Origin of the sequence: Rhizobium sp. RU35A (genome assembly GCF_900156005.1) — a bacterium.
Taxonomy (GTDB): domain Bacteria; phylum Pseudomonadota; class Alphaproteobacteria; order Rhizobiales; family Rhizobiaceae; genus Neorhizobium; species Neorhizobium straminoryzae.
The window spans coordinates 122,999-148,136 of the sequence record NZ_FTMR01000003.1; the positions used below are offsets into that span (position 1 = coordinate 122,999).

At 63.2% G+C, this 25,138-nt stretch carries 23 protein-coding genes and 2 pseudogenes; 8 read left to right on the forward strand and 17 right to left on the reverse strand.

Translation table 11 applies throughout. The features are described from left to right. Positions 1–31: 31 nt before the first annotated feature. A complete protein-coding gene (locus F3H95_RS09155) occupies positions 32–487 on the forward strand; it encodes an Rrf2 family transcriptional regulator (RefSeq protein ID WP_149745718.1) in 456 nt (151 codons plus the stop codon). A 13-nt stretch (positions 488–500) separates the two neighbouring features. Here the strand turns inward: F3H95_RS09155 and F3H95_RS09160 are convergent, their stop codons facing one another. Then, entirely contained in the window at positions 501–1,676 is a 1,176-nt protein-coding gene (locus F3H95_RS09160; protein ID WP_149745719.1) for a hypothetical protein, read from the reverse strand. Positions 1,677–1,715: 39 nt separating this feature from the next. Continuing rightward, entirely contained in the window at positions 1,716–2,267 is a 552-nt protein-coding gene (locus F3H95_RS09165) for a flavin reductase family protein (RefSeq protein ID WP_149745720.1), read from the reverse strand. A 157-nt stretch (positions 2,268–2,424) separates the two neighbouring features. Between F3H95_RS09165 and F3H95_RS09170 the strand changes: the two genes are divergently transcribed. Continuing rightward, positions 2,425–3,903 carry an FAD/NAD(P)-binding protein gene (locus tag F3H95_RS09170; protein ID WP_149745721.1) on the forward strand — a complete coding sequence of 493 codons (1,479 nt, stop codon included), beginning with the start codon at positions 2,425–2,427 and terminating at the stop codon, positions 3,901–3,903. Between the two features lie 51 nt (positions 3,904–3,954). Here the strand turns inward: F3H95_RS09170 and ssuD are convergent, their stop codons facing one another. From ssuD to F3H95_RS09185, 4 genes and pseudogenes are all read right to left on the reverse strand, one after another. Next, the gene (gene ssuD, locus F3H95_RS09175; protein ID WP_143124200.1) at positions 3,955–5,124 is read right to left on the reverse strand and encodes an FMNH2-dependent alkanesulfonate monooxygenase; all 1,170 of its coding nucleotides are present in this window, start codon (positions 5,122–5,124) and stop codon (positions 3,955–3,957) included. 828 nt (positions 5,125–5,952) lie between these two features. After that, positions 5,953–6,636, reverse strand: a pseudogene (locus F3H95_RS27700) (FAD/NAD(P)-binding protein); the annotation flags it as partial. A gap of 40 nt (positions 6,637–6,676) precedes the next feature. Next, positions 6,677–6,817, reverse strand: coding sequence for a hypothetical protein (locus F3H95_RS27140; RefSeq protein ID WP_185969741.1), 141 nt, complete (start codon positions 6,815–6,817; stop codon positions 6,677–6,679). A 13-nt stretch (positions 6,818–6,830) separates the two neighbouring features. Continuing rightward, positions 6,831–7,025: a hypothetical protein gene (locus F3H95_RS09185; RefSeq protein ID WP_143124082.1), complete on the reverse strand. Its 195-nt coding sequence runs from the start codon at positions 7,023–7,025 to the stop codon at positions 6,831–6,833. 261 nt (positions 7,026–7,286) lie between these two features. Between F3H95_RS09185 and F3H95_RS09190 the strand changes: the two genes are divergently transcribed. The 5 genes from F3H95_RS09190 to F3H95_RS09210 all read left to right on the forward strand — a co-directional run bounded on the left by F3H95_RS09190 (position 7,287) and on the right by F3H95_RS09210 (position 12,259). Next, positions 7,287–8,075: an alpha/beta hydrolase gene (locus F3H95_RS09190; RefSeq protein ID WP_149745722.1), complete on the forward strand. Its 789-nt coding sequence runs from the start codon at positions 7,287–7,289 to the stop codon at positions 8,073–8,075. A gap of 299 nt (positions 8,076–8,374) precedes the next feature. After that, positions 8,375–9,397, forward strand: coding sequence for a sulfate ABC transporter substrate-binding protein (locus tag F3H95_RS09195; RefSeq protein WP_143124084.1), 1,023 nt, complete (start codon positions 8,375–8,377; stop codon positions 9,395–9,397). A 104-nt stretch (positions 9,398–9,501) separates the two neighbouring features. Beyond that, positions 9,502–10,353 (forward strand): sulfate ABC transporter permease subunit CysT, encoded by an 852-nt coding sequence (cysT, locus tag F3H95_RS09200; RefSeq protein WP_244617948.1) that lies wholly within the window; start codon positions 9,502–9,504, stop codon positions 10,351–10,353. After that, complete coding sequence (cysW, locus tag F3H95_RS09205; protein ID WP_149745723.1) at positions 10,346–11,206, forward strand: sulfate ABC transporter permease subunit CysW; 861 nt, start codon at positions 10,346–10,348, stop codon at positions 11,204–11,206. Before cysT ends, cysW begins: the two co-directional genes overlap by 8 nt. A gap of 15 nt (positions 11,207–11,221) precedes the next feature. After that, positions 11,222–12,259, forward strand: a complete 1,038-nt coding sequence (locus tag F3H95_RS09210) for a sulfate/molybdate ABC transporter ATP-binding protein (protein ID WP_149745724.1) — start codon at positions 11,222–11,224, stop codon at positions 12,257–12,259. Positions 12,260–12,310: 51 nt separating this feature from the next. Here F3H95_RS09210 and F3H95_RS09215 read toward each other — a convergent pair whose 3' ends face one another. From F3H95_RS09215 to F3H95_RS27455, 10 genes and pseudogenes are all read right to left on the reverse strand, one after another. Beyond that, complete coding sequence (locus F3H95_RS09215) at positions 12,311–13,063, reverse strand: ATP-binding cassette domain-containing protein (RefSeq protein ID WP_149745725.1); 753 nt, start codon at positions 13,061–13,063, stop codon at positions 12,311–12,313. After that, on the reverse strand, positions 13,063–13,902 hold the full coding sequence (gene ssuC / locus F3H95_RS09220; RefSeq protein WP_149745726.1) for an aliphatic sulfonate ABC transporter permease SsuC: 840 nt from the start codon (positions 13,900–13,902) through the stop codon (positions 13,063–13,065). The genes F3H95_RS09215 and ssuC overlap by 1 nt, the downstream gene beginning before the upstream one ends. After that, positions 13,902–14,855 carry a sulfonate ABC transporter substrate-binding protein gene (locus tag F3H95_RS09225; protein WP_143124089.1) on the reverse strand — a complete coding sequence of 318 codons (954 nt, stop codon included), beginning with the start codon at positions 14,853–14,855 and terminating at the stop codon, positions 13,902–13,904. The genes ssuC and F3H95_RS09225 overlap by 1 nt, the downstream gene beginning before the upstream one ends. A gap of 198 nt (positions 14,856–15,053) precedes the next feature. Beyond that, on the reverse strand, positions 15,054–16,070 hold the full coding sequence (locus F3H95_RS09230) for a substrate-binding domain-containing protein (RefSeq protein WP_149745727.1): 1,017 nt from the start codon (positions 16,068–16,070) through the stop codon (positions 15,054–15,056). Between the two features lie 13 nt (positions 16,071–16,083). Further along, a complete protein-coding gene (locus F3H95_RS27355) occupies positions 16,084–16,701 on the reverse strand; it encodes a protein phosphatase (protein WP_210248543.1) in 618 nt (205 codons plus the stop codon). A 23-nt stretch (positions 16,702–16,724) separates the two neighbouring features. Next, positions 16,725–17,570 carry an inositol monophosphatase gene (locus tag F3H95_RS27360; protein WP_244617949.1) on the reverse strand — a complete coding sequence of 282 codons (846 nt, stop codon included), beginning with the start codon at positions 17,568–17,570 and terminating at the stop codon, positions 16,725–16,727. A 68-nt stretch (positions 17,571–17,638) separates the two neighbouring features. After that, positions 17,639–18,739: an ABC transporter substrate-binding protein gene (locus F3H95_RS09240; RefSeq protein WP_149745935.1), complete on the reverse strand. Its 1,101-nt coding sequence runs from the start codon at positions 18,737–18,739 to the stop codon at positions 17,639–17,641. A gap of 96 nt (positions 18,740–18,835) precedes the next feature. Beyond that, positions 18,836–19,945, reverse strand: a complete 1,110-nt coding sequence (locus F3H95_RS09245) for an ABC transporter ATP-binding protein (RefSeq protein WP_149745728.1) — start codon at positions 19,943–19,945, stop codon at positions 18,836–18,838. Between the two features lies 1 nt (position 19,946). Then, positions 19,947–21,713 carry an iron ABC transporter permease gene (locus F3H95_RS09250; protein WP_244617965.1) on the reverse strand — a complete coding sequence of 589 codons (1,767 nt, stop codon included), beginning with the start codon at positions 21,711–21,713 and terminating at the stop codon, positions 19,947–19,949. A 375-nt stretch (positions 21,714–22,088) separates the two neighbouring features. Then, positions 22,089–22,295 (reverse strand): annotated as a pseudogene (locus tag F3H95_RS27455) (DUF4147 domain-containing protein); the annotation flags it as partial. A 111-nt stretch (positions 22,296–22,406) separates the two neighbouring features. On the opposite strand from F3H95_RS27455, the gene F3H95_RS09260 reads away from it, so the two are divergent. Then, positions 22,407–23,099: a GntR family transcriptional regulator gene (locus F3H95_RS09260; protein WP_244617950.1), complete on the forward strand. Its 693-nt coding sequence runs from the start codon at positions 22,407–22,409 to the stop codon at positions 23,097–23,099. Between the two features lie 27 nt (positions 23,100–23,126). Here the strand turns inward: F3H95_RS09260 and F3H95_RS09265 are convergent, their stop codons facing one another. Then, positions 23,127–25,064, reverse strand: coding sequence for a sugar phosphate isomerase/epimerase and 4-hydroxyphenylpyruvate domain-containing protein (locus F3H95_RS09265; protein ID WP_149745729.1), 1,938 nt, complete (start codon positions 25,062–25,064; stop codon positions 23,127–23,129). Positions 25,065–25,138 lie beyond the last annotated feature (74 nt).

Here is a 25,138-nt window from a genome sequence, read left to right on the forward strand (position 1 = left end):
GTGGTGGCGCCGGCAGAACAAGCAATCGGACATGTTGACGAAAAAAGGGAAGTACGGCCTCAAGGCGCTCATTCATCTGGCGCGCCTCGAGAGTGGTGAGACGGCATTCGTGGCGGATATTGCCGCGAAGAACAATATTTCCAAGAAGTTCCTTGATACGATCCTCCTTGAACTGCGCAATGGCGGTCTGCTGCGCTCCAAGAAGGGACCGGGCGGAGGCTACGCGCTGTCCAAGCCGGCCAACGAAATCTTCATCGGTCAGGCCATCCGCATTCTCGATGGTCCGCTTGCCCCCATCCGCTGTGCGAGCAAGACCGCCTTCGAGCCCTGCGAGGATTGCGATCATCCGCAGGACTGTCAGATCCGCGCGACCATGACCGATGTTCGTGATGCCATTGCCTCGATACTGGACAACATGTCGCTGGAGGAACTGGTGAACAAGAGTTCCCCCTCCGCCTCGGCGGTGAACAGCCTGACCCAAGTCTGAGGGTTATGAACCTTCAATAGGCGAATGGCCAGCGTGCCGGAATCGCGCCGCGAACATGGAGTTGTCCGAGCCTGCGTTTGGCCAGCTCATTTCGCATAGCCCAGGTGTCCGATTGCGATGGCAACCGGGCCGCGTCAAGGTCCTTCAGGATCTCCGCCGCCATCACGCAGGCCGAGCGGCACGACAGAGAGGCCTGCAATGCAAGCTGCGGGGTTGGATCAACCTGCACCGAATCGACATGCTGCCCCGCCCGTTCGATAAGCGCGGACACGCCATCCAGGCGCGCAGCAAGCTCGCCCAGCCTCACGAACTCCGCAGGGTGTTCCGTCGGATTGCCCGCCTTTTCCTCAGCAGACAGGGCCAATTCGTTGAACACCCGCCGCGCCTGGCCCAGATCGACGGCAGCCTGCAACAGGCTTGCCAGACGTGTCAGCGTTGTCGTCTCGATGTCATCCTTTGCAAGCTCGACCAGGCTGCCTGCCGGAACCGCCATGCCCGAACCTGCGGCGTCGTCCTCTATCGGTGCAAGCAGAGCCAGGAGACGCCGTCCCGCCGGATCAATGCAGGGGACCGCCAACCAGACGGGCCCAGCCTCTTCCTGTCGCGGCAGCGCCTCCGCCGGAAGCAGGAAACCTGCCTTGCCGGCGACAAGTGCGGGCCAGGAGACGGTCTCCTCCGCAATGGGATCGGCCGCAAGCAGAAAGATATCGCCGGCAAGCGCGCGCGTCAGCCACTCGGATGTCTGCCGACCGCCATCGGCGGCGCGAATGGCTTCCACCACGAGAAAATGACCGACCAGTCGTTGCGCCAGAGACGTGTCGCTGGCGGCAGCCAGAGCGATCATTTCGGCGATAACCGCATTGGCGATGTCCGCACCACCAAGATCGGCGGGCACCGACGTCCCGAGAAGACCGGCCTTGCCGAAGGAAAGCAGCGAAGGCGGGAGAGCATGGACCATCCGGTCATCCCCGTTCTGGCCGCTGGTTCGCTCCAGCAGCTGCCGGGTGGTGGTAATCACCTCCAGCTCGGTCGAAGGGTGGGTCATGGGAAAGGCGCGCTGATCAGGCAAGCGGTACACGTTGTGCATGGATGACCTCCAGAGCTGACGGGAAATGCTGACATACCCCCGGTTCGCCCGGAAGGGCGAAATCCTGCACGCAACTGCGCCGCTGGAGCAAATTTTGCCCAAAGGCGCGCAGACCGCGAAACCACGACGGCGATGATCCCGTCAACGCGGGCTGAGCCGGTGATAGGCGCCACCCTGATAGACCAGGGATTGCCCCCCGATGAGCCGTATGCCCTGCACGGCACCGATGACGATGACGTGGCTGTGGCGTTCGATGGCTTCCTCGACAAGGCAGTCAATGCCGGCGATGGCGTCTTCCAGCAAGGGAGCACCCGTCGCAAGCGAAGTCCATTCGTGACCATTGTAGCGATCTGCGCCCTTCAGTCCGCCAACGCCCGCGAACTGATTGGCCAGGCCTTCATGGCCCGGACCAACGATGTTGACGCCAAACCAGCCACTTTTCTGCAGGATGGGCCAGGTCGAAGAACTCCGGTTGAGAGCAACCATCATGCGTGGCGGATCGACGGAAAGCGCGGTCGCCGAGGTGACGGTCGCTCCGGTTCTCTCCTGGCCGCTGCCCGTGGTGATGATGCTCACGCCGCCGGCAAGCGTGCGGAGTGCGGCCTTCAGGCTTTCTGCATCGCCCGGACGTACGGCCGCGACGGGCTTCGCCGCATGCGTTTCGAAGACTTCGGGAGAAAACTGTTTCGTCATCTGTGGTGGATCCTGATAACAATCGCTGAAGATGCAAGCTTAGCCTCACGAACATGACGGCTCTAGACAGCGGTTTTCTTAATCTATAAACTTTGTAGAAATTTCCCCTACCGGAGCGGCCTCAACAAAGCCTGCGAAACCAGAGGTGAAAGTTGCGATGCTGAAGCTTACCCTGCCTTCCAGAGCGGCGGCATTGCCCGCCAGGAGCCGCCGCATTGCCATCGTCGGTGGTGGCTTCACCGGTGCCAGCCTTGCGCGCGTTCTGTCACGGCGTGCGCCTGACGATCGCGACGAAATCATCGTTTTCGAGCCGCGGGAACGGCTCGGTACAGGTCTTGCCTACGATACAACCGATCCGGATCTGCGTCTGCACGTGGCGGCCCATCGCATGAGGGCAATACCTGGCGATCCCGGCGCCTTCCTCGCCTGGCTGAAGCGCACGGGTCGCCTGGATGCCGACCAGCAGGCGCGCGATGGCGACGTGATCTATGCGCGGCGCGCGGATTTCGGTGCCTTCATGGAGGCAGAACTCGCTCCGCATCTCGAAAATGGCCGTGTCCGTCACATCAGGCGCCGTATCCAGGCGATAACCCGCGAAAACGGACACTGGCTGCTGACCGACGCAACCGGTGAAGAGCATGCTGCGGATGTTGTCGTCATCGCCACCTCGCATCCGCCGGCAGCACCCGTGCCCGCGGTCCAATCCTCAGGCACCGCGTTTCCCCTGACGCCACAGCCCGGCCCGCTGGCGGTCGATCACATCAGCCCCGAAGACAGCGTCATCATCGCAGGCAGTGGCCTGACTGCGCTCGATCTGGTGAGCCTGCTGGCCGCACGCGGCCATCGCGGTCACATTACCCTGGTGTCGCGTCGCGGTCTTCTGCCGCGTCGCCAACCGGATGGCAACTTCACGCCGCATGGGGAGGCCCTGTTCGGCGACCCGCATTCGGCGCTCGAGCTGTTGCGTCGCGTGCGGGCTGCCGTCGATCGCGTCACCGGGCAGGGACTGCCCTGGCAGAGCGTGATGGACGCTCTGCGCCATGAGGCTCCCCGGCTTTGGGCGGCGCTTCCGGTCGGCGAACGGCGACGTGTCCGCCGCCACCTCTCCCGATGGTATGATGTCCATCGGCATCGCATGACGCCAGCCATGGCCGATTTGATCAGCACCCTGCAGGCTGAGCACCGTCTGACCACCATGGCAGGGCATATCCTTGCTGTGGAGGCGGATGCGCGTGGTGTTGTGATGACGCTAAGGAGCCAGTCGTCGCCTCGCATCGTGCGGGCCGATCATCTGATGGTCGCCACGGGTCCGGATTGCGCGCATGTCATCGCACATCAACCCTACCTGCAGCATCTGCAGGCCGCCGGGTTCGTGGTGCCGGATGCTTTCGGGTTCGGCCTTGCCTGCGACAGTGACAGCCGGGCGCTTGCGCGCGACGGTCACCCGGTTACCGATCTCTACATTGCCGGACCTCTGGCGCGCGGCACGTTTGGCGAGTTGATGGCCGTGCCGGAAATCGCCGCGCAGACGGAGCAGGTCGCCCGTCACATCCTGCGGCCGGCCAGCCGCACCTCCCGCACCCTGTTCATTCGCAGCCTGCCCTCACCGGTTCCCGTCGCAGTGGCCAGCCCCTAGCGAAAGAAACGCGGCTTGCGGGAATGATCCCGCAAGCCGCCCATAAGATCCTCACGAGCCGGAGGCAACACGTACATTGCCGCCGTGACCGCCACCGCCAAAAACCTGGCGCTTGCCGAATGACGAGCGGATCTGGTTGCGCGGACCGGCGAGCCCGATTTCCGGGAACAGCAGTTCCGAGACGCGGTAGGCCTCCTCGAGATGCGGATAACCGGAGGCGATCACCGTATCGATGCCGATCTCCTGATATTCGCGCAGCCGCGCGGCAATCGTTTTCGGCGAGCCGACCAGCGCTGTCCCTGCTCCGGAGCGCACCAGTCCGATGCCGGCCCAGAGATTGGGCGAAACCTCCAGCTTGTCGCGACGGCCCTGGTGGAGGGCAACCATGCGTGCCTGCCCGACGGAATCGGAATTCTTCGCAAAGACCTCCTGTGCAGCGGCAATCGTCTCGTCAGACAGGCGTGAGATCAGCCGGTCCGCTGCTGCCCAGGCCTCTTCATCCGTTTCGCGGACGATGAAATGCAGACGAATGCCGAAGCTCACCTGCCGGCCCTTCGCCGCCGCCGCCCTTTTCACCTTTTCAACCTTTTCGGCCACCTGTGCCGGCGGTTCGCCCCAGGTGAGATACTTGTCGATGATGCCTGCCGAGAAATCGATGGCTGCATCGGAGGAGCCGCCGAAGTAGATGGGCGGGCGCGGCGACTGGACCGGCGGCAGTCCCAGTTCGGCATTGTGGGCCTGGATGTATTTTCCATCGAGATGCGCCTTGCCGTTCTCAATGAGCCCGTTGAACACCTGGAAGAACTCGTCCGCATGGGCGTAGCGCTCGTCATGCGGCAAAAAGATGCCGTCGCCGGCCAGTTCCTGTGCACTGCCGCCCACGACGATGTTGAGCAGAAGCCTGCCATTGCTGACGCGGTCCAAGGTCGACGTCAGCCGCGCATAGTAGGCGGGCGAGGCAACACCCGGACGGATCGCCACCAGAAACTTCAGCTGTTCTGTGTGGGCGGCCAGATCGGCGGCCAGAATGAAGGATTCCTCGCAGGCAACCCCCGTCGGGATGAGAACGCCGGAATAGCCCAGGCGATCGACGGCCCTGGCAATCTCGCGAAAATAACCGGGATCGGCGGGACGGGCGAGTTCGTCGGAGCCGAGATAGGCTCCATCGCCAGACGAGGGTATGAACCACAGGAAATCGAGCGGTTTGTCGGCGGCTGCCATATTGAAAATCCTTGCTGAGGGAGAAGGGGCGCGGCGCACCTGGCTCGCGTCCGAGGAAAGCGAAACGAACTGATCCGGTTGCGACGGCGGTGGGTTCACGCTGCCGCTTCGGCGTTGGGCGACTGCTGCAAGAGTTTCTGCCACCTGATCGGCCACGAAGACGGCATGCTCCGCCACCTGCGGCAGCCCCATGAGTTCGCCGAAGGTGCCGCGCGCCAGCGGTCCTGCAATGAGCAGGGACGGATCGGTCGTGCCATCGGCACGGATCGCGCGTGAGGCAAGATCGCAGGCGATGCCAAGCCCCGTCGGGCAGAGCTGAAGATGTCCGGCCTCTGCGAGATCTCTGAGGAAAGGCTGGGAATTGAGGATGGTATCGTGGGCCGGCCCGGTCGTGACGACGATACGGTCGACATCGACCTCAAGGTGCCCTTCGCCACGGATACGAAGATGCACCCGGAACCCTCTGTCGTTCGCCTCCACGTCCGTCACTGCAGCGGCGAGAATCCGAAGCTGATCCGTGGCGAGAGCCGTCTCCACCACCTGCTCGACCTGGGGGGCGATGCGAAAGCGATGAACATCCCAGTAGGGACGTGCGTGGCGGGCCAGGCGGCGACGCTCGAGAACGGGCAGAGCTTGCCAGATGGTCAGAGCCTGCGCGCGCACAGCATCGATCACTGCATGCCAGCTGAGATTTGCGGCATCTGCTGTACGTAGAGCCACACGGATATGGCGGAGAAGCTCCGAGGCCGTTTTCGCCGGTTGTGTCGAGAAATCGCCATGCGGATCCTGTGACACCGGCGCGTGGCCGCGGGAGCGCAGACCCCTGCGGGAGATCGCAACGATGCTACCGCGATGACCGAGACGGCTCAGCGATGCTATGACATCGGCCGATGTGAGCCCGTTACCGACAATCAGCACGCGATCATCGGGTTCAATGCCGGAGATGGCCTCGACCTTCGAGGCATCAGCGACGAGATGCGGATGGTCGGCAACCGCGCGCAAGGGGGCAGGCAGCTTCGGCATCGGATGGGTTGTGGCAAGAACGAGAATATCGGCCGTCCAATTTGCGCCATGCTCGTCCGTAATGCGCCAGCTCTCAGCCTCGCGGAGAACGGATACAACAAGCGCGCGCCTGTGCTCGATAGCGCCTCCTGCTATATGCGGTTGCAATTCGGAGGCGACATAGGCGCCGAACACCGCCCGGCTCGGATAGAGTTCACCGTCCGTACCCACGACATCGGGGTCAGCGAGCACGGAGGCATCGCTGGCGGCAAAGCGCTGAAAGCTGCCGGGATCCGCCGGATCGATCGACATCCGGGATGCCGGTACATTGATCCGGTGTGCCGGGTCGCGCGCGCCATAAGCGAGGCCTGCGCCAAGCCGGGCGCTCGGTTCGAAGAGGATGATGCGGCCCACCTGTCCGTGACGCCGCAGCAAGTGCAGCGCCACAGCTGCGCCACTGAAACCGCCGCCGATCACGGCTACGGTCTTCCCCTTGCCACTGAACGTCATCCACCTCTCCACTCACGATCACGAATTGTGACGCTTCCCGTCACACAGCGAGAACCATCAGGAGAATGAAGGCAAAGGACGCTGCACATGCCACACCCGCCAGCAGATCTTGGAACTGGATCGGTGGGCGGGAGATGACGTCCACGGTGCGATGCGTGAAGCGGTCGGTGATATAGGCCATGATCGCTCTCCCTTCAGAGAACCGGGAAGGCGACGAGACCCCAGAAGGCCACGTCCTCGTTGATCCGACGGGTCCGCTCGTCATCAGTCTCGTCGGCACGATGCGATGGATCGACAAGCGGTGCTGCCGGACGGGGCTCCGTTACCGGATGCGGGCGGCGCAGGAATGCGAACAAGTCGAAGGAAAATCCATGAAATGCGTGCGGCATGACCCTTCTCCAAACCTGTTGTTCAATCCTCCTTAGTGTCGTTCGGACACATCGTGATCGTCAATATAGTCCATAAAATTAGTATTCTATAAGCGCGCCATCGCGTGGAAACTTTCCCTCTGCAAACCCCTGTCTTCCGCAAAACTTAACTTTGTCGCATTCCAATGCGCCCTTCGGTGAAGGCCGAGGACGCCGGAGACTCGCATCACCGATGAACCATTCGAACAGCTGCACGGGGTGCCGCCACCCGGATGGTGGACATTGTTTCCCCGTCGCCATACCGCCTGCGAGATGCGGCTCACATTTACTACTTCTTATATAGAATTTAGCGTATTTTTCCTTCCTTCCTGCCTGCTGCGTCACAATTTACCTTGCCGCCAACATCTTTCGGAGGGCTTCGCGATGGCAACGACGCTGATTCTTCCCGGGCTGTATGGCTCCGGTGATAGCCACTGGCAGCGCATCTGGGCTGCTGATTGTCCCGACTGCGAGGTTGTCGAGCAGGAAAACTGGGCCTGCCCCGATCTCCTTCGCTGGGCCGATGTTCTGGAGCGGCGACTGGCGGATACGCAGGATGCGGTTCATCTCGTCGCGCACAGCCTTGGCTGCCTGCTGGTTGCACATCTGGCGGCTTCCCCGGTGGCGAGCCGGATCCGCTCCGCCTTTCTCGTTGCGCCGTGCGATATGGAGGCCGTCGAGACGCTGCACCCGTGTACCGTGCGCCTGCATCGGAAGCCGGATATCCCTCTGCCGTTTCACAGCCTCGTCATCGGCAGTGAAAATGATCCCTACATGACGAGGGAGAAGCTGCTGGCTCAGGCCGCCATCTGGGGCAGCGACGTGAAAATCCTTGGCCGTGTCGGTCACATCAATGTCGCCAGCGGTTTCGGTCGGTGGCGTGCCGGCTATGAATTGTTCAACGCGTTCACCCACCGCCTTGCCGAGCACACCCAAGGCAGCAACGCCTCCCCTTCCACGTCACAAAAGCCCCCGCGGATCGATCTGCTGGATGCGGTGGTGACATCCGGCCTTTCGGCCATTGCCCACTGACAAGCCCGTTCAGGCCTGTGCGCGAATCCGACGGGACGGCGGAGGCTTTTCTTCATGCCTTCGACCATCACGCGAGCGATTTTCGCGGTTGAAACAGCCTTCTCCCTCTCCTTTTCATCTCCCGAATGTTCCACGATCCCGCAGCAAGGCAGCGCGCCCGTTCTGCCGCTGCCTGCTTTTCCAGATCGTCCGTCTTCCCGTAAATGCCCAAAGTGAAACACTTTTCTGATTGCAACGGGCTTCGTTGACTTAGTCTACTGCGATAATAGACTGAACGCATCGAAACGGAGGAAGCCATCATGTCCAGATCCAAACGACTCCTGGGGCTTGCCGCAGCCGGCCTCTTTGCATCACTCCTGGTTGCGCCGCAGGTTTTGGCGGACACCAAGCTGCTGAACGTCTCCTACGACCCCACACGTGAATTCTACAAGGAATTCAACGCAGCCTTCGCCAAGGACTGGAAGACCAAGACCGGCGAGACGGTCACGATCCAGCAGTCGCACGGCGGTTCCGGCGCGCAGGCGCGCTCGGTCATCGACGGCTTGGATGCTGACGTCGTGACGCTCGGCCTGGAAAGCGATATTGACGCGATTGCTTCGAAGACCAAGAAAATCCCGGCCGACTGGCGCAAGCGCCTGCCGAACGCTTCCGCTCCCTACACCTCTACTGTGGTCTTCCTGGTCCGCAAGGGTAACCCCAAGGGCATCAAGGACTGGCCGGATCTGGTGAAGGACGGCGTGCAGATCATCACGCCGAACCCGAAGACCTCTGCCGGCGGCCGCTGGAACTATCTGGCTGCTTGGCTGTGGGCTGCCAAGCAGTACAATAACGACGATGCCAAGATTAAGGCCTATATCGCCGATATCTACAAGCATGCGCCGGTTCTCGACACCGGTGCGCGCGGCTCGACGGTAACCTTCGCGCAGCGCCAGCTGGGCGACGTGCTGCTGGCCTGGGAAAACGAGGCCTACCTTGCCAAGCAGGAATTCGGCGATGGCGATTTCGACATCGTGGTTCCGAAGCTTTCGATCCTGGCGGAGCCGCCGGTCTCCCTGGTGGACGGCAATGCCGATGCCAAGGGCACGCGGAAGGTTGCCGAAGCCTATCTGCAATATCTCTATTCCGCGGAAGGCCAGACGCTCGCCGCCAAGTGGTTCTATCGCCCCGCCAAGCCCGAACTCGTTCCTGCCGACAAGCTCACCCTGCCCAAGGTGGATGTTGTCTCCATCGACGATCCGATCTTCGGCGGCTGGAAGGTCGTGCAGGCGAAGCACTTCGACGATGGCGGCATCTTCGACCAGCTCTACAAGCCCGGCAAGTAACGCGTCTTCACCGCCTCCCAAGGCAAAAATGCGAGGAGCCCCGGCATCACGTCGGGGCTTGTCGCATCGTTGAAGACTGGCAATGATGGACCTCACGCGATTTCATGACGACAGGTAACCTGATGACACGCTGGCGCCAGCCGAGCATCCTTCCCGGCTTCGGCCTGACGCTCGGCTATACATTGCTCTATCTGACGCTGATCATTCTCGTGCCGCTTGCGGCGCTGGTCTGGCGTTCCACCGGGATCGGCTGGAGTGCCTTCTGGGCGCTGGCCTTCGACCAGCGCACGCTTCTGGCGTTGCGCGTGAGTTTTGGTGCAGCCCTCATTGCGGCAGCGGTCAACGTGGTGTTCGGCGTGGTTGTCGCCTGGGTGCTCGTGCGCTACGATTTTCCCGGCCGCCGTCTGGTCGATGCCATCATCGATCTTCCCTTTGCCCTGCCAACCGCCGTCGCGGGCATTTCGCTGGCGGCTCTCTATGCACCCAAAGGCTGGATCGGCCAGATCTTTGCCCCGCTCGGCATCAAGATTGCCTTCACCCCGCTTGGTATCGTCATTGCATTGATCTTCGTCGGCCTGCCCTTCGTCGTGCGCACCGTGCAGCCGGTCATGGCCGAACTCGACCGCGAGGTGGAGGAGGCTGCGGCGACACTGGGGGCCAATCGCTTCCAGACGCTGGCACAGGTGGTGCTGCCGATGCTGGTGCCTGCCATCCTTACCGGTTTCGCGCTCGCCTTTGCCCGCGCGGTTGGCGAGTACGGCTCTGTCATCTTCATTGCCGGCAACGTGCCCTACGTGTCGGAAATCGCCCCGCTGCTGATCGTCATCCGGCTGGAAGAATTCAATTATGCAGGTGCAACCTCGATTGCCTGCATCATGCTGATCATCTCCTTCTGCATGCTGCTGATCATCAACATGCTGCAGATGTGGAGCCGCCGGAGGTATTCCAATGTCTGAGGCCGTCTCCCGTTACCGCGATCCTGCCGGCGAAAGCCCGACCTGGCGCGTGCTTCTGACGCTTGTTGCGGTCGCCTTTCTGGCGATTGTCGTGATCCTGCCGCTGATTACCGTGTTCTACGAGGCCTTTCGCAAGGGGGCGGACGCCTTTTTCGAGGCCTTTCAGGAACCGGATGCGATTGCTGCCATCCGCCTGACGCTGACGGTCGCCGCCATTGCCGTGCCTCTCAACCTGGTTTTCGGGGTCGCTGCCGCCTGGGCGATTGCCAAATTCGATTTCCGGGGCAAGACCTTTCTCGTCACGCTGATCGACCTGCCCTTCTCGATCTCACCGGTGATTTCCGGTCTGGTCTATGTCCTGCTGTTTGGTGCCCAGAGCTATTTGGGGCCGATCCTGAAATCGCAGGGCATCCAGATCATCTTCGCCTTGCCGGGCATCGTGCTTGCCACGGTCTTCGTCACCTTTCCCTTCATCGCGCGCGAACTTATCCCGTTGATGCAGGAACAGGGTACCGGTGACGAGGAGGCAGCCCTTTCGCTCGGCGCGACCGGATGGCAGACGTTCTGGTATGTGACGCTGCCGAACGTGAAATGGGGCCTGCTATACGGCGTGCTGCTCTGCAATGCGCGTGCCATGGGCGAATTCGGCGCCGTGTCGGTGGTGTCCGGCCATGTGCGCGGCCTGACCGAGACGATGCCGCTGCACATCGAAATTCTCTACAATGAGTATAATTTTGCCGCGGCCTTTGCCATTGCCACACTGCTTGCGCTGCTTGCGCTGGTTACCCTGGCGCTGAAGACACTTCTGGAACTGCGCTATGGCGACGAGATCGCCGCCGGTCGGAAACACTGAGGACCTTTCAGGACTATGGACGTTAGAATCAAGAACATCCGCAAGGAATTCGCCCGCTTTCCGGCACTCAACGGCCTGTCGCTGGATATTGCCTCCGGTGAACTGATTGCATTGCTTGGACCATCCGGCTCGGGCAAGACCACACTGCTGCGACTGATTGCTGGCCTCGAGCAGCCGACGGAGGGGCAGATCTTTTTCGGCGATGAGGATGCGTCCCTGAAAAGCGTGCAGGAGCGCAATATCGGTTTCGTGTTCCAACATTATGCGCTGTTCCGCCATATGACGGTCGCCGAGAATATTGCCTTCGGCCTGAAGGTGCGCCCGGCCGCCACTCGCCCTGCCAAATCGGAAATCCGCAAGCGCGTCAGCGATCTCCTCGACATGGTGCATCTCTCAGGTCTGGAAAAGCGGTATCCCAACCAGCTCTCGGGTGGTCAGCGGCAGCGTGTCGCTTTGGCGCGCGCCATGGCGATCGAACCGCGTGTGCTGTTGCTGGACGAGCCCTTTGGCGCGCTCGATGCCAAGGTGCGCAAGGAACTGCGCAAGTGGCTGCGTGAATTCCACGACCGTACGGGCCATACCACGGTCTTCGTGACCCATGACCAGGAAGAGGCACTGGAACTCGCTGATCGCGTTGTGGTGATGAGCCAGGGCCGTATCGAGCAGGTCGGCTCGGCAGACGATGTCTATGACCGTCCCGGTTCGCCCTTCGTGCACCGCTTCATCGGCGAAGCGTCGGAGGTGCCGGTGCGGATCGAAAATGGCGAGGTTTGGATCGATGATCGCACCGTCGGTCTGAAGGCCGAAGGCAACGGCCCGGCCACGCTGTTCTTCCGTCCGCATGATGTGGATTTTCTGGAAGGCTGCGGCGGGTGCTTTGAAGGCGTGGTTGTCGGCAGCCGACGTCTGGCGGGCGCGCGCCGGCTGGAGGTTGAACTCGGCGGGAGTCGTCATCGCATCGAGGTTGACGTACCCGTCGATCATCCGGCAGCCATGAAGTCCGGCCTTAACTTCCGACCGCGCCACTGGGCGGTCTTCCCGACAAACGGGTGATCAAGGCCGCCCCGCGTGCGGGGCGGCGAGCTTTGGTGCAGAGCCGGCGGTTCAGACCGCCTCGAGAATCTGACGCTGCAGATCAACTGCGCGGGGATCGGCAAGCTCTCGTCGCGGCCGCTCAATGTCGATCGTGATATCGAGGGCCGTTTCACCGTTCTTCAGCACGATGACGCGGTCGGCAAGTGCTACGGCTTCGGCGACGTCATGGGTGATGAGAATGGTGGTGAAGCGTCGCTCCCGCCAGAGCCCTTCCAGCAGCCGGTGCATTTCAAGGCGGGTCAGAGCGTCGAGCGCGCCGAAGGGTTCGTCGAGCAGCAGAACGCCTGGACGCCCGACGAGCGCGCGGGCCAGCGCGACACGCTGCTTCTGGCCGCCTGAGAGCACGCTCGGCCACTCCTGACCGCGGCCTGCAAGGCCGACGTCGGCAAGCGTTGCCTCGGCACGCGCGCGCCAGTCCGGGCCGCGGGCGATGCCGACATTGTCCAGAACCGTCTGCCAGGGTACCAGCCGCGCCTCCTGAAACAGCAGGCGCAGATCCGGATGGAGACCGTTGACCGGCTGCCCGCCGATCGTCAGCCGCCCGCCGCTTGGCTGCTCCAGCCCGGCGATCAGGCGCATCAGCGTGGACTTGCCACCGCCGGACCGACCGACCACGGCGACGAATTGCGAAGCGGGAACCTCCAGATGAAAGCCCTGCAATACCGGAACCGCGCCGAACGATTTCTTCACACCGGCAAGCGAGAGCGACAGGCCGGCAGAGGCCGGATCTGCCGCAAGCGAGGAAGGTGCGACCTGTGCCATCAGTTGCGGTCTCCGTGGTTTGCCTGGTAGGCAGGGTGCCAGCGCAGAAGGCGACGTTCCAGCAGCCGGGTCGCGAGATCGGCGAGCTTGCCGAGCAGCGCGTAAAGAATGATGCCGAGCAGAACGACATCGGTCATGAAGAATTCGCGCGCATTCATCGTCATGTAGCCGATACCGGCATTGGCGGAGATGGTTTCCGCGACGATCAGCGTCAACCACATCAGGCCGAGCGAATAGCGCAGGCCGACGAGAATGGAGGGCAAGGCCCCAGGCAGGATGATCCGGCGGATCAGGGCGGCGCGATCGAGACCATAGACACGGGCCATCTCGATGACCTGCGGATCGACGGTGCGTACGCCATGGAAGGTGTTGATGTAGAGCGGAAAGAAAACGCCGATCGCCACGAGGAAGATCTTTGCGGTCTCATCGATGCCGAACCACAGGATGACGAGCGGGATCAGCGCCAGATGCGGAATGTTGCGCAGCATCTGCAGCGTGCTGTCGAGCAAGGTTTCGGCCGGTTTCCAAAGCCCGTTCAGAAGACCGAGCAGGAAGCCGAGACCGCCGCCGATCAGAAGCCCCACCAGCGCGCGCTGCGTGGAGATCAACGTGTGGTGGACGAGCGTACCATCCAGCAGCGCTTTCCAACCGGCGAGCGCCACCGTCGACGGTGCCGGCATCAGGCGCGCGGTGACGAGGCCGAAACGGGCTGCCGCCTCCCAGAGGAGAAGCAGTACGAGCGGCACGATCCAGGGGGCGAAGGAAGCAAGCAGGGGCCGGATGCGCGAGGGACGAACCGCCTCCTCGCGCGCTTCGGAAACGACGGCGCTCCAGGCCATCAGGCCGCACCCTTGCGCACGACATCGGCGATGACGAGCTTGGTCGGGATCAGCCCCAGAGCAAAGAAGGTGTCGGCAATGGCCTGCTGCTGGGCAATGACCGTCTTGTCGAGCGCCTTGACGCCATAGGACTGCCGCTCCAGCGCGCGCACCAGCGTCGGTTCCGGAATGCCGACGGAGGGTGCAAGTTCGGCGGCCGCAGCGGCGGTGTTCGCCTTCGTCCAGTCATCGATCTCCGCAATGGCCTGGAGGGTCAGATCGAGTGCCTGGGCATTGCCCTCCACGAAGGGGCGCGCACCGAGATAGAACTGATGGTTCGGCACAAGCCCCTCGCCATTGCGCAGTTCGCGCGCCTCGATGGCAATCTCAGCCGCCGCCTGGAACGGGTCCCAGATCACCCAGGCATCGACGGCACCGCGTTCGAAGGCGGCACGGGCGTCGGCGGGGGGCAGAAAGGAGGTCTTGATATCGGTATAGGCAAGGCCGGCTTCCTCAAGCGCCTTGACGAGCAGATAATGGACGTTGGAGCCCTTGTTCAGCGCCACCGTCTTGCCCTTCAACTGCGCCACCGAGGTGATGGGACTCCCCTTCGGCACCAGGATCGCTTCGCCGCGCGGTGCTGGCGGCTCGTGCGCCACATAGACGAGCGGCGCGCCGGCTGCCTGGGCGAAGATCGGCGGCGTCTCGCCAGTCGACCCGAAATCGACGGCGCCCACGTTCAGGGCTTCGAGCAACTGCGGACCAGCCGGAAACTCGGTCCATTTGACCTGATAACCGATCTTTTCAAGCTTCTTTTCGAGAAGCCCCTTGCCCTTCAAGAGCACGAGCGTGCCGTATTTCTGATAGCCGATGCGCAAAACCTTGTCGGCGGCGCGCGAGGCCGTCGCTCCGGCAAACGGTGCGGCCATCGCACCGGCGAGGAGACCCGAAAATGTGCGGCGAGACAGTGTCATGATCTGCATTTTTCCCTGATCGGATGGCTGGCCATCGCTTGTCACTGGGACAGAAGCCTATCCGAATAGCCCATAGATTTAGAGGAATGTACCGCCATGCTGTCGCCGGCTGCGGAAATTCTCAGCCATTGAAAGAGCGCGTGACGCAAAGTTTTGCCTCGTTCGTTCGGAGAACAGAGGAGGTGGCAGCCCCCCGTATCACCCCGGGCGTACGGTTGATCGCCACACCGGTGGTGCCGGAAAGAGGTGATGCGCTTCCGCAGGTTCGGTTTCTGCGGCTTGCTCCAGAAGGGTGATGATCGCATCCGCCATCTCGTGAAGCGGCTGGGCGAAAGTGGTCAGTTGATAGCTCGACCAGCCGGCCATCTCGATATCGTCGAAGCCGACAATGCAGAGATCGCGCGGAATGGAAAGCCCGAATTCCTGGCGTGCGCCATCCAGGAAGCCGCAGGCAATCAGGTCGGTGACGCAGAACACGCCGTCGGGGCGGTCGCGGGCGGCAAGTAATCGGCGCGCGGCTTCGCGACCGGTGGCATAACTGGTCGGGCCGGCGCGCAGCACGCGGCAGTCGTGCCCTGCGGTTTCCGCAGCATCACAGAACAGGCGTTCGCGGGCAGTCAAGCTTGGCGAACCGATGGTGGAGGAGACGACCGCCAGCCGTCGGCAACCGGCACGCGCCAGCATGTGATGCGCATCGGCCATGGCGGCGGGATGGTCCACCGAAATATGATCGGCGCCGGCAAACTGGCCGGCGCGGTTGACCAGGATGACATGCTGGCCGCTCTTCACGCAGGTTTCCACCAGCGAGGCCGGCGGCGTGCCGGACAGGACGATTGTGGCGGAGGCGCGGTAGTTCAGCGTCTGGCGCAGGGCGGCGCTCGCCGTCGCCTCGCCGCCGGCGGTGTTGATCAGCATCACGGCGCGCCCGGCCTGTTGCAGGCGCTGTGTCAGAGCATCGAGCAGCCGCGCCTGATAGGGTGCGTTGAGATCAGCGCCGAGAATGCAGACCGGCCGGCTGCGTTCGGTGGAAAGTCCGCGTGCCAGATGGTTGACGTGATAGTTCAGCTGTTCGGCGGCCGCGAGGACACGCTCCCGCGTCTCGTCCGACACGCTGGCACCCGGCGTGAAGGTGCGGGAGACGGCTGAACGGGAAACGCCGGCAAGGCGGGCCACCTCGGCGGCGCTGGCAATCGTCTTCGGCGTCTTCCCCGTCATCCGCATTCCGTTGTCAGAGGCCGTAGCCTGCCTGTTTCAGAAGCTTTGCCATGGCGGCGGCGCGTTCGGCAAGGTGTACGAGTTCCGGCTTCGGCGTCTCGTGCCATTCGTCCGGATGCAGCGACCGGGCCTGCCGCACATGGGCGATGGCATCGGAAAGCGCCGGATAGCGATCCGGGAATTCCAGATGCAGGAAGAGCGCCACCAGCGACACCGAGCGGCTGCGCCCGCCACGGCAATTGACCAGCACATGCCCCTTTTCCCGCAGGGGATAAGAGGGCTTGTCCGGCAGGTCCTGATCGAGCAGCGCGCGCAGCAGATGATAGCCGGCCAGCATCATCACTTCGGGATTGCCGGGTCCATCGACCAGCCCAAGTTTGTAATAGCGCACATGGCCGGCGCCATGCCGCAACAGGTGGGCGGAGACGCCAGTCTTCGCCACATCGACCAGATCGATATCGAGATTGACGGCGCAGTTCAGCACCACCTTGATGCCGTGTTCGGCAAGCAGGGCCGCATCGGCTGCGCCATCGGAGCCGCCGACATAGAGGTTGACGCCCCAGCCGGGCAGTTTTTCGGCAATCAGGCTGAGCGGCGGGCGAGGATAGTGTTTCGTGGCAGGTGCGGACATGGCGTTCTCGGCCTCTTGAAGGATCAGGCGGCGGGCGGGGCAAGCGGGATTGCGACGGCGGCGGACAGGGCTTCCGCCACGGCGGGGGCGCTGGCGATGATGGGCCCGCCCTCGGCAATCTCCCCATGGGAGGCCGGGAAGAGGCCGATGCGGCCGCCGGCCTCGCGGACCATCAGCAGGCCTGCCAGACAATCCCAGGCATTCATATGGGCTTCGATATAGGCATCCGTACGCCCTTCGGCGACCCAGGCGAGCGCCAGGGCACCGGAGGCGCCGCGGCGGATGTTGGCGCCCGTCTCCAGAATGGCACCAAAGGTGTTCAGATAGGCGGCATTGCCGATGCGCGGCGACCAGCCAAGCTCGATGGTGGCCTGCGCAAGCTCCGGCGTCGCGGCGATGGAGAGCGGCCTGCCATTCTTGGTGGCGCCATGGCCGTGCCTTGCCAGGTAAAGCTCATCCGTCACCGGGTTGAAGGTGGCCCCAAGTTCCGTGACACCCTGGCGGACAAAGGCCATCGAAACACAGAAATGATCGATGCCGCGGGCGAAATTGGCGGTGCCATCGATCGGGTCGGCGACCCAGAGGTTCGGTGCATCCACAGTGCCGCCGGTTTCTTCGCCGAGCAACCCATCCTCCGGCAAAGCCATGGCCAGTTCGGCGCGGATATGCGCCTCCACCAGTCCATCGGCCTCGGTGAGAAAATCCTGCCGGCCCTTGAGGCTGAAATCGCCGGGCTTTCGGGCGCGATAACAGGAGAGCGCGAGCGCACCGGCCCTGCGGATGATGTCACGCAGCACGGTTTCGCGCCGGTCGATCTCGTGCTCGGTGCTGTGCGCGTGCACCGGGATGTCGGTCTTCGTATCGGTCAAGGGACTGTCTTTCCGGATTTTGTGAAGGGCCGTCCGGAACGGTCCGGCCAGCCCTGCTCGCAATTGGATTACTTCTTGTAGTTGAGGCTCCACAGATCCTGCCAGTCCTGGCGGTGCTGCCAGTCGTCACTGGCGGTCGACGCGTCATAGCCCATGATCTGGCTGCTGATCTTGGCAATGCCGGAAGGTTCGTCGGCCGGCAGGGTCGCCTTGGCATTCGTCGACATCTTGCCGTCGTCGGCCTGGGGGGCGATGCCTTCGGCCGTCATCATGTAGCGGATGAACAGCTTTGCCGCATTCGGGCTCTTGGAGCCGGTGGCGATCAGGCCGAACGAAGGATAGTTCCAGCCGGCAAAGGGCTGCAGGCCGGCGCAGATGCCAAGCTTCATGCCGTTCTTGTTCTCGCGGTATTTCGCGGTGCTGACGAGGCCGACAAAGGCGTTCTTCACATCGGGTGCGCCGACCGCATCGGCGGCAGCGCCATCGGAATCGGTCAGCAGCGGGCCGTTGGCGGCCAGCGCCTTGACGAAGGCGGCCGTTGCGCTTTCCTCGCCGGCCGGCAGCGGCTTGCCGAACTCGGCCTCATAGGCCTTGGCCAGTTCCTTGTCGTGATGCTTGGCCATCTGGTTGAACCAGTCGGTATAGGAGGGCTTGCCGACCGGATCCTGCATCGAAACCTTGCCCTTCCACTTCGGCTCGGTCAGCTGCCAGATATTGGTAACCGGGCAAGAGGCGTTGAGCGCGGTGTTGTAGGTCCACACATTCGGGGCCAGCAGCACGGTCAGCGGGTTCTGGTAGGTGGCGGGAATATCGGCGGCGAGATCGCCCGGGACCCAGCTCATGGCATAGCCCTTGGCGATCAGCTGTTCCTGCGCGGCCGGCGCGTCGGAGATGATCGCGACATCGGCCTGCACGTTCCTGGCCTGGGCTTCGCGGCTGACGATTTCGAGAATGTCCGGGGCCTTGGCCTTGGTGCCGATCGCCTGCACGCCATACTTGGCGGAGAAGGCCTTGGCCTGCTCGACGATCTTGCCAGTGGAATCGTAGACGTGGATGGGCGCCTCCTTGCGGGCGGCCGCGATCAGCGCGTCGAGGTCGAAGGGTTCGGCGGCAAAGGCGCCGGAAACGGCGGAAAGGCAGGCCGCGCATGCCAGAAGGCTGGTCTTCATGGAAAAGGTCATGGTCGTCTTCCGTTGAGGGTGAAAATGCACCGGAGAGATATCCGGCAGAGTGGTGGCGACCGCAGCACCCCGCGGCTGCCCGTGTCAGGCGGCTTCGGAAAGGCCGAAGCCGGGAATGGTGAGACGCCGCCCCTCGGCGTTAAACAGATGCAGCGCCTCGTCGGGCAGCAGGCAGCCGACTGTTTCGGCAGGCTTCAGCCGCGGCCGGCTCTGGGTGGAGAAAAACAGCCGGTCTTCGCCATGCGCCAGCTCGATCACCCAGCTGCCGCCGGTCGGCATGATGCCGGCGACCGTGACCGGCAGGGCATCGGGAGAGACGTCCGGCACCAGCCGGATTTCCTCCGGACGGATGCCGCAGGCGACAGCACCCGTGCCCGCTGGCAGACGGCGGATGAGATAGGCCGCAAGCCCCTGCCCTGCCCCTGCCGGCGTGTCTGCGAGGTTCACCATGTTGATGCGCGGATTGCCGATGAATTCCGCGACGAAGCGGTTGGCGGGGCGTGCATAGATCTCGTCGGGCGTGCCGACCTGCTGCAGCTGGCCGCGATCCATTACGGCAATCGTGGTGGCGAGCGTCATTGCCTCCCACTGGTCGTGGCTGACGAAGATGATCGTTGTGCCAAAGGTCTCGTGAATGCGCCGCAGTTCCGCCCGCATCTCCAGACGCAGGGCCGCGTCGAGATTGGAGAGCGGCTCGTCGAGCAGCAGCACATTCGGGTTCAGCGCCAGCATGCGGGCAAGCGCCACGCGCTGCTGCTGGCCGCCGGACAACTGGGCCGGATAACGCTCCGCATAGTCGGCGATTTTCAGCTTGGTCATCACGTCGCGGCAGCGCGCTTCGCGTTCGGCGGGCGAGACGTTCTGCAGGCGCAGGCCGAAATCCACGTTGCGCGCCACCGTCATGTGCGGCCATAGCGCATAGTTCTGGAAGACGAGGCCGACGCGGCGGCGTTCCGGCGGCACGAAGCGGGACTGCTCCACGCTGTCCACCGCCTCGCCATCCATCAGGATGGTGCCGCCACTCGCATGCTCGATTCCGGCGATCATCCGCAGGATCGTGGTCTTGCCACAGCCGGAAGGGCCGAGCAGGCAGAGGAATTCGCCATGCGGCACGGTGAGGCTTACCCGGTCGACGGCGGGGGCGGCACCCTTGGCATAGGTCTTGGTCAGGCCTTGAAGGATGATGTCGGGCATGTCAGCTCTCCAGTCCGCGCGCCAGCCCCGTGCCGCAGATCCGCTGGATCAGCACGGTTCCAAGCCAGGCAATCAGGGCGATCATCAGCACCACCGCATTGGCGGCCTGATCGTAATTGTAATCCAGGAGGCGCAGCGAATAGGTGGTCAGCACGTCGGTCGCCGGTACGGCGAGGATGACGAAGAGGCTGACGCCCTTGATGCCGGAGATGAAGGGCAGCAGGATCGCGGTTGCGAGCGGGCCTGCCTGGATGGGGATGATGATGCGGCGCATGCGGGTGAAGAAGCCGGCGCCGGCCACGCGCGCCGCCTCTTCCGGCTCGCGTCCGAGCTGGGTCATCGCGGCAATGCCGGAGCGGCTGGCAAAGGGCATCTGTTCGGCGACCAGCGCGAGGATCAGGATGACGGGCGTGCCGTAGAGCGCCGGAATCGGGCCGCGGCTGACGGCAAACAGCGACAGGAAGGCGGCGGCAAACGCAATGCCCGGCACCAGATAGGGCAGGAAGGTGATCTGCCGCAGCACCTGGCCGATCAGCCGCACGGGGCTTCTCAGCACCGCATAGCCGACCAGCAGGCCAAGCGTGCCGGAAAGGACGGCGGCGATACCGACGATGCGCACGGTGTTCCAGGCCGCCGCCCAGAAATCCGGCGTCAGCAGGATGCCGCTGCGCAGCGCCACCGTATGCAGATTGCTGCCGATCCAGTAATCGAGGGTGAAGTTTTCCGGCGTGAAGCGGCCGGGCAGGATCATCACGGTGGAAAGAAACAGCGTCAGCAGCGGCAGCGCCACGCCGATCAGCACGACGCCTGCCGGCAGCAGCGCCGCGATATGCCGCAGCCGCCCGAGCGACTGGCGACGCTGCATGCCGCCCTTGCCGCCGACGGTGACGAAACGCCGGGCCTCGCGCATCATCCTCATATCGATCATCAGCGTGACGACACCCATGATCATGATCGCGCCGGCGAGCACGGCGGCGACGCCTGTCTGGCGCGAGGAGAGCGCGCGGTAGAGCCCGGTGGACAGGGTATCGTAATTGACCGGCAGGCCGAGAATATAGGGGACGGCGAATTCGCCGATGCAATCGGCAAAGATCAGCAGGGCCGCCGACAGAAGGGCCGGCCGCACCAGCGGCAGCACGATGGAAAAGGCGATGACACGCGGGCTTGCGCCGAGAATGCGGGCGCATTCCTCCATCTGCACGTCGAGCCGGTGCAGCGCATTGCCGACGATCAGCAGCACGAGCGGCGTGTAATGCAGGACCAGGATCACCACGATCGGCAGTGTGCCATAGGCGAGCCAGTTCGGCGTGGCAAAGCCCATGGCCTGCAACCAGCCCGGCTGGCCACCCACCACACCGTTCTTGAAGATCGTCGTCCAAGCGAGCGCAAAGGTCCAGGTTGGCAGCATGAACGGCACGATGAGTGCGGTGGCGAACCAGCTCCTGCCGAAAAGATCCGTGCGGTTCACAAGCCAGGCCAGCACCACGCCGAGGCTGACAGACACGGTGACCGTGGCCGCGGCAATCGAAAGCGTGTTGACGAGCGGCCCCCAGAGCAGGATGCCCGACATGCGCGAGGCAAAGGCACGGGCCAGATAATAGAGTGTGAGCGCCCCCTCCTCCTGCCGCAGTCGCGTCGAATCTCCGGCCTGCACGAGAATTGCCTGCAGTAGGATCGACACAACCGGTGCAACGATCAGATAGGCAAAGACGAGGGTCAGGATGGCGCCGATGGCAAGCGCTGGCTCATGCCGCATCACGGCCATCATGCGCTGCAGGCGGCGAGAGAGGGTGGGCCTATGACCCGTCTCGGTCGGCAGATCAAGCGTCATCGCCATGGCCGCATCCCCGTCTGTCTTCCGGCCTGCCAAAGGCCCGGGCTTCCTCGTTGCGGCTCCCTGCTTAGGGCGCTCGAATGACAGGCGGATGACAGTTTGCACCTATGTGCAAATTTCTGTTGCCAGATTTTATAGGATGAACGGTGCAAGACAGGACCATCCTCGCGGATGCTCGCCCCTGGGATGCAGATCAGACATTCGAATTTGCAAGTATGTGCAAACAGGCCCAGACTTCGCGGCGATGCCGGCCGGCGCGGTACAGCGGAGGCTCCCCTCGTCGCCGATGACGATGGCGCGGAAATCGTTGACATTGGTGCCGGTCGGGCCGGACGCCATAAAGGCAGGGGTGTCACCGGGAATGTCGCAGACGATCAGGCTGACGACACGGGCCTTCGTCGTCGCGGCGAGACATCCACCCTTGATGGTGGAGAGATGCTTGCGCACCGCGTTCATCGCGGAGATTGGCGGACCGGACGCCGGCTGCGCCTCGTTGAGTGCAATTTATCCCTTCATCCCTGGCCGCAGAACACCGCAAGCGGAAAGGTTGGCAAGTCCCTGCTCTTGTGACGCAGTCGGAGGCAATGCTATCGCTGGCGCAGCACCTCATGAACCTGGGAATACAATGTGAAGACTCCCGCGCGGATCGGTCTTGGCACCATTGAAACGGTGCCGCTGCACGAACTGGTCTACCAACGGCTCAACCATGCCCTGATGGCGGGGCAGATCCGGCCCGGCCAGAAGCTCACGTCGCGGAAGCTTGCACAGGAACTCGGCACCAGCGACATGCCGGTGCGCGCGGCCCTTTCCAAGCTGCAGGCGCTTAAAGCGCTCGAGCAACTGCCGAACGGCTCGATGGTGCTGCCCGGTATGACGCGACAGCGCTTCGAGGACCTGACAAAAAGCCGACTGATCTGCGAGCCTGCGGCCACGCAGGCCGCGGCGGCGCTGGTCGGCAAGGTTGAGCTTCGCGCAATCCAGCGCGAATCCGTCGCGCTGACGGCGGCTGCGAAGAACGAGGATCTCGACGAATACCTGCTGCGCAACCACGCCTTCAAGTTCAGCATCTACCGGGCAAGCGGTTCGGACTCGCTGCAGTTTCTGATCGAGACGCTCTGGCTGCAGATCGGCCCCTTCCTGCGCCAGTTCGGCGCGGGCTTTGGCGGGCATCTGGCCGGCATCCTCGATCTCGATTACCACGAGGAAATCGTAGAGGCCCTCGAAAAACGCGACGGCGCGACCGCCGCGGAACTGATCCGCAAGGATATCTTCGAAGGCGCCGAATTTCTTCTCGATCATGGAGCCTTTGCGGCGGCGTGACCTTAGAGGCGGCGGCCAGAGCGAGGCCTATCGTCGTGGCATGCCGGCCGGTCGGGAGAGACGTCGCTGGGCCGCGATGCGGAACGGCGCGTTCATCGCACCATAACCCGCATAGTCGCCGCGTCGCTCGACGATCTCGAAAAAGAAACCTTCGCCGAAGGTCCGGCTGTAGATCTGGAAATATTCTCCGCGCTCGTCCCGGTCATAGAGAATGCTGGCGGCCCGCAGGGCATCGGAAAAATCCGGCTCAAGCCCAAAGCGCGCTTCCAGATCATCGTAATAGTTGCGGGAGATCGGCAGCGCCTGGAAGCCGTTTGCCGCGAGCCGGACGGCGGTGGCAAAAATGTCGTCGGTGGCAAAGGCGATGTGCTGAATGCTGGTGCCAAAGCCTTCCGCAAGGAACTTGCCGGCAAAGGTCTTGCGGTTGTCGGCGCCGTTCATGGTCACGCGGAACCTGCCCTCGCCTTCGCTTTCCAGCGCCTGGCTGCGGACCAGACCGCCCGGATCGACCACATCCACCATCGGCGCACGGCGAATGGCGAAGATCGAGCTATAGAACAGCATCCAGGTCAGCATTTCCTCGTATTGGGTGGTCTGGGCAATATGGTCGACATGCTGCAGCAGGGCCGATTGACCCGCCACCGTCGGATCCACCGGCAGGAACTCTCTCTGCCAGATGCCGGCGAGATCCTCGCTGTCATCAAGCAGATAGACGACGCCGTGGCCGACGCCGCGAATGGCAGGCACGGCAGTTTCGCCGGGTTTGCGCGGTTCGGAAAAGGCGGCGGCATCCAGCGCTGTGGCACGCGCCAGTGCATTCTGCGCATCGTCCACCTTGAGGCCGAAGGCATAGGCATTGGTCCCATGCACGGAATAGGAGGCACCGGCAAAGGTATCACCATCCGTATCCGTGTTGAGCGCGATGCGGATATCGCCTTGCGTGAAGAGGTCGACATCGCGGTTGCGGTGACGTCCGGTTCTCGCAAAGCCCAGTGTGCCAAGCAGCGCCTCCAGGACCGGCTTCTCCTCCGTAGAGGTGGTGAACTCGACAAACTCGATGCCGCGGGCCACGACGCGATCCGGCATGGCGGGAGCCTCGATGCGGATGTCCGGCTCCAGCCGCGCCACCCGGTCCATCAGGTTGACCAGCGAGCGGTGTCCATCTTCGGCAATGGCCTTGGCCGAGCCGCCGCGGAACTGGTCGTTGAAGATTTCGAGCGAGAGCGGCCCTGTATAGCCGGTCGCCGCGACGGCGCGCATGAAGTCGATAACCGGCAGGTCCCCTTCGCCCGGCATGTTGCGGAAATGGCGGCTCCAGTAGAGCAGGTCCATGTCAAACAGCGGCGCATCGGCCAGTTGCACGATGAAGATCTTGTCACCCGGAATGGCCCGGATCGAATTCGGGTCGATCTTGCGCGACAGGGTGTGGAAACTGTCGAGGATGATGCCGATATGGCTGTGGTCTGCCCGGCGAACGATTTCCCAGGCATCGCGATGGTCGTTGATGTGGCGTCCCCAGGCAAGCGCTTCGTAACCGACGCGCACGCCATGACGACGGGCAAGGTCGCCAAGCGCATGAAAATCGGCTGCGGCGCGGTCGATACCGCCGAGAGACACCGGCGAAACGTTGGAGCAGATCAGCATCAGGTCGGTGCCAAGCTCGCCCATCACCTCGAACTTGCGCTCTGCACGCTCGAAAGCTCGGCTGCGATGCGGCTCCGGCATGCCTTCGAAATCGCGGAACGGCTGAAACAGGGTAATCGCCAGGCCATGATCGGCCGCCATGCGGGCCACTTCGCGCGGCGAAGCATCATAGGTCAGAAAATCGTTCTCGAATATCTCGACTCCGGAAAATCCTGCCTTGGCAATGGCCGCCAGCTTTTCCGGAAATTCGCCGCTGATGGACACGGTCGCAATCGAGGTCTTGAGCGGCGTGCGCAGCCGTGGGGTGTCCGTGATTGCCATATTGCCATCCTTCCCGGTGTTCTGTACTGGTTGGTTAAATCGATACTATCGAATGACCGCCCCTTCGAGAAGAG

Coding starts and splice junctions, on each gene's coding strand:
- F3H95_RS09155 (WP_149745718.1), top strand. CDS start 32: ATGTTGACGAAAAAAGGGAAGTACGGCCTCAAGGCGCTCATTCATCTG.
- F3H95_RS09165 (WP_149745720.1), bottom strand. CDS start 2,267: ATGACGAAACAGTTTTCTCCCGAAGTCTTCGAAACGCATGCGGCGAAG.
- F3H95_RS09170 (WP_149745721.1), top strand. CDS start 2,425: ATGCTGAAGCTTACCCTGCCTTCCAGAGCGGCGGCATTGCCCGCCAGG.
- ssuD (WP_143124200.1), bottom strand. CDS start 5,124: ATGGCAGCCGCCGACAAACCGCTCGATTTCCTGTGGTTCATACCCTCG.
- F3H95_RS27140 (WP_185969741.1), bottom strand. CDS start 6,817: ATGGCCTATATCACCGACCGCTTCACGCATCGCACCGTGGACGTCATC.
- F3H95_RS09185 (WP_143124082.1), bottom strand. CDS start 7,025: ATGCCGCACGCATTTCATGGATTTTCCTTCGACTTGTTCGCATTCCTG.
- F3H95_RS09195 (WP_143124084.1), top strand. CDS start 8,375: ATGTCCAGATCCAAACGACTCCTGGGGCTTGCCGCAGCCGGCCTCTTT.
- cysT (WP_244617948.1), top strand. CDS start 9,502: ATGACGACAGGTAACCTGATGACACGCTGGCGCCAGCCGAGCATCCTT.
- cysW (WP_149745723.1), top strand. CDS start 10,346: ATGTCTGAGGCCGTCTCCCGTTACCGCGATCCTGCCGGCGAAAGCCCG.
- F3H95_RS09210 (WP_149745724.1), top strand. CDS start 11,222: ATGGACGTTAGAATCAAGAACATCCGCAAGGAATTCGCCCGCTTTCCG.
- F3H95_RS09215 (WP_149745725.1), bottom strand. CDS start 13,063: ATGGCACAGGTCGCACCTTCCTCGCTTGCGGCAGATCCGGCCTCTGCC.
- ssuC (WP_149745726.1), bottom strand. CDS start 13,902: ATGGCCTGGAGCGCCGTCGTTTCCGAAGCGCGCGAGGAGGCGGTTCGT.
- F3H95_RS09225 (WP_143124089.1), bottom strand. CDS start 14,855: ATGACACTGTCTCGCCGCACATTTTCGGGTCTCCTCGCCGGTGCGATG.
- F3H95_RS09230 (WP_149745727.1), bottom strand. CDS start 16,070: ATGACGGGGAAGACGCCGAAGACGATTGCCAGCGCCGCCGAGGTGGCC.
- F3H95_RS27355 (WP_210248543.1), bottom strand. CDS start 16,701: ATGTCCGCACCTGCCACGAAACACTATCCTCGCCCGCCGCTCAGCCTG.
- F3H95_RS09240 (WP_149745935.1), bottom strand. CDS start 18,739: ATGAAGACCAGCCTTCTGGCATGCGCGGCCTGCCTTTCCGCCGTTTCC.
- F3H95_RS09245 (WP_149745728.1), bottom strand. CDS start 19,945: ATGCCCGACATCATCCTTCAAGGCCTGACCAAGACCTATGCCAAGGGT.
- F3H95_RS09250 (WP_244617965.1), bottom strand. CDS start 21,713: ATGATGGCCGTGATGCGGCATGAGCCAGCGCTTGCCATCGGCGCCATC.
- F3H95_RS09265 (WP_149745729.1), bottom strand. CDS start 25,064: ATGGCAATCACGGACACCCCACGGCTGCGCACGCCGCTCAAGACCTCG.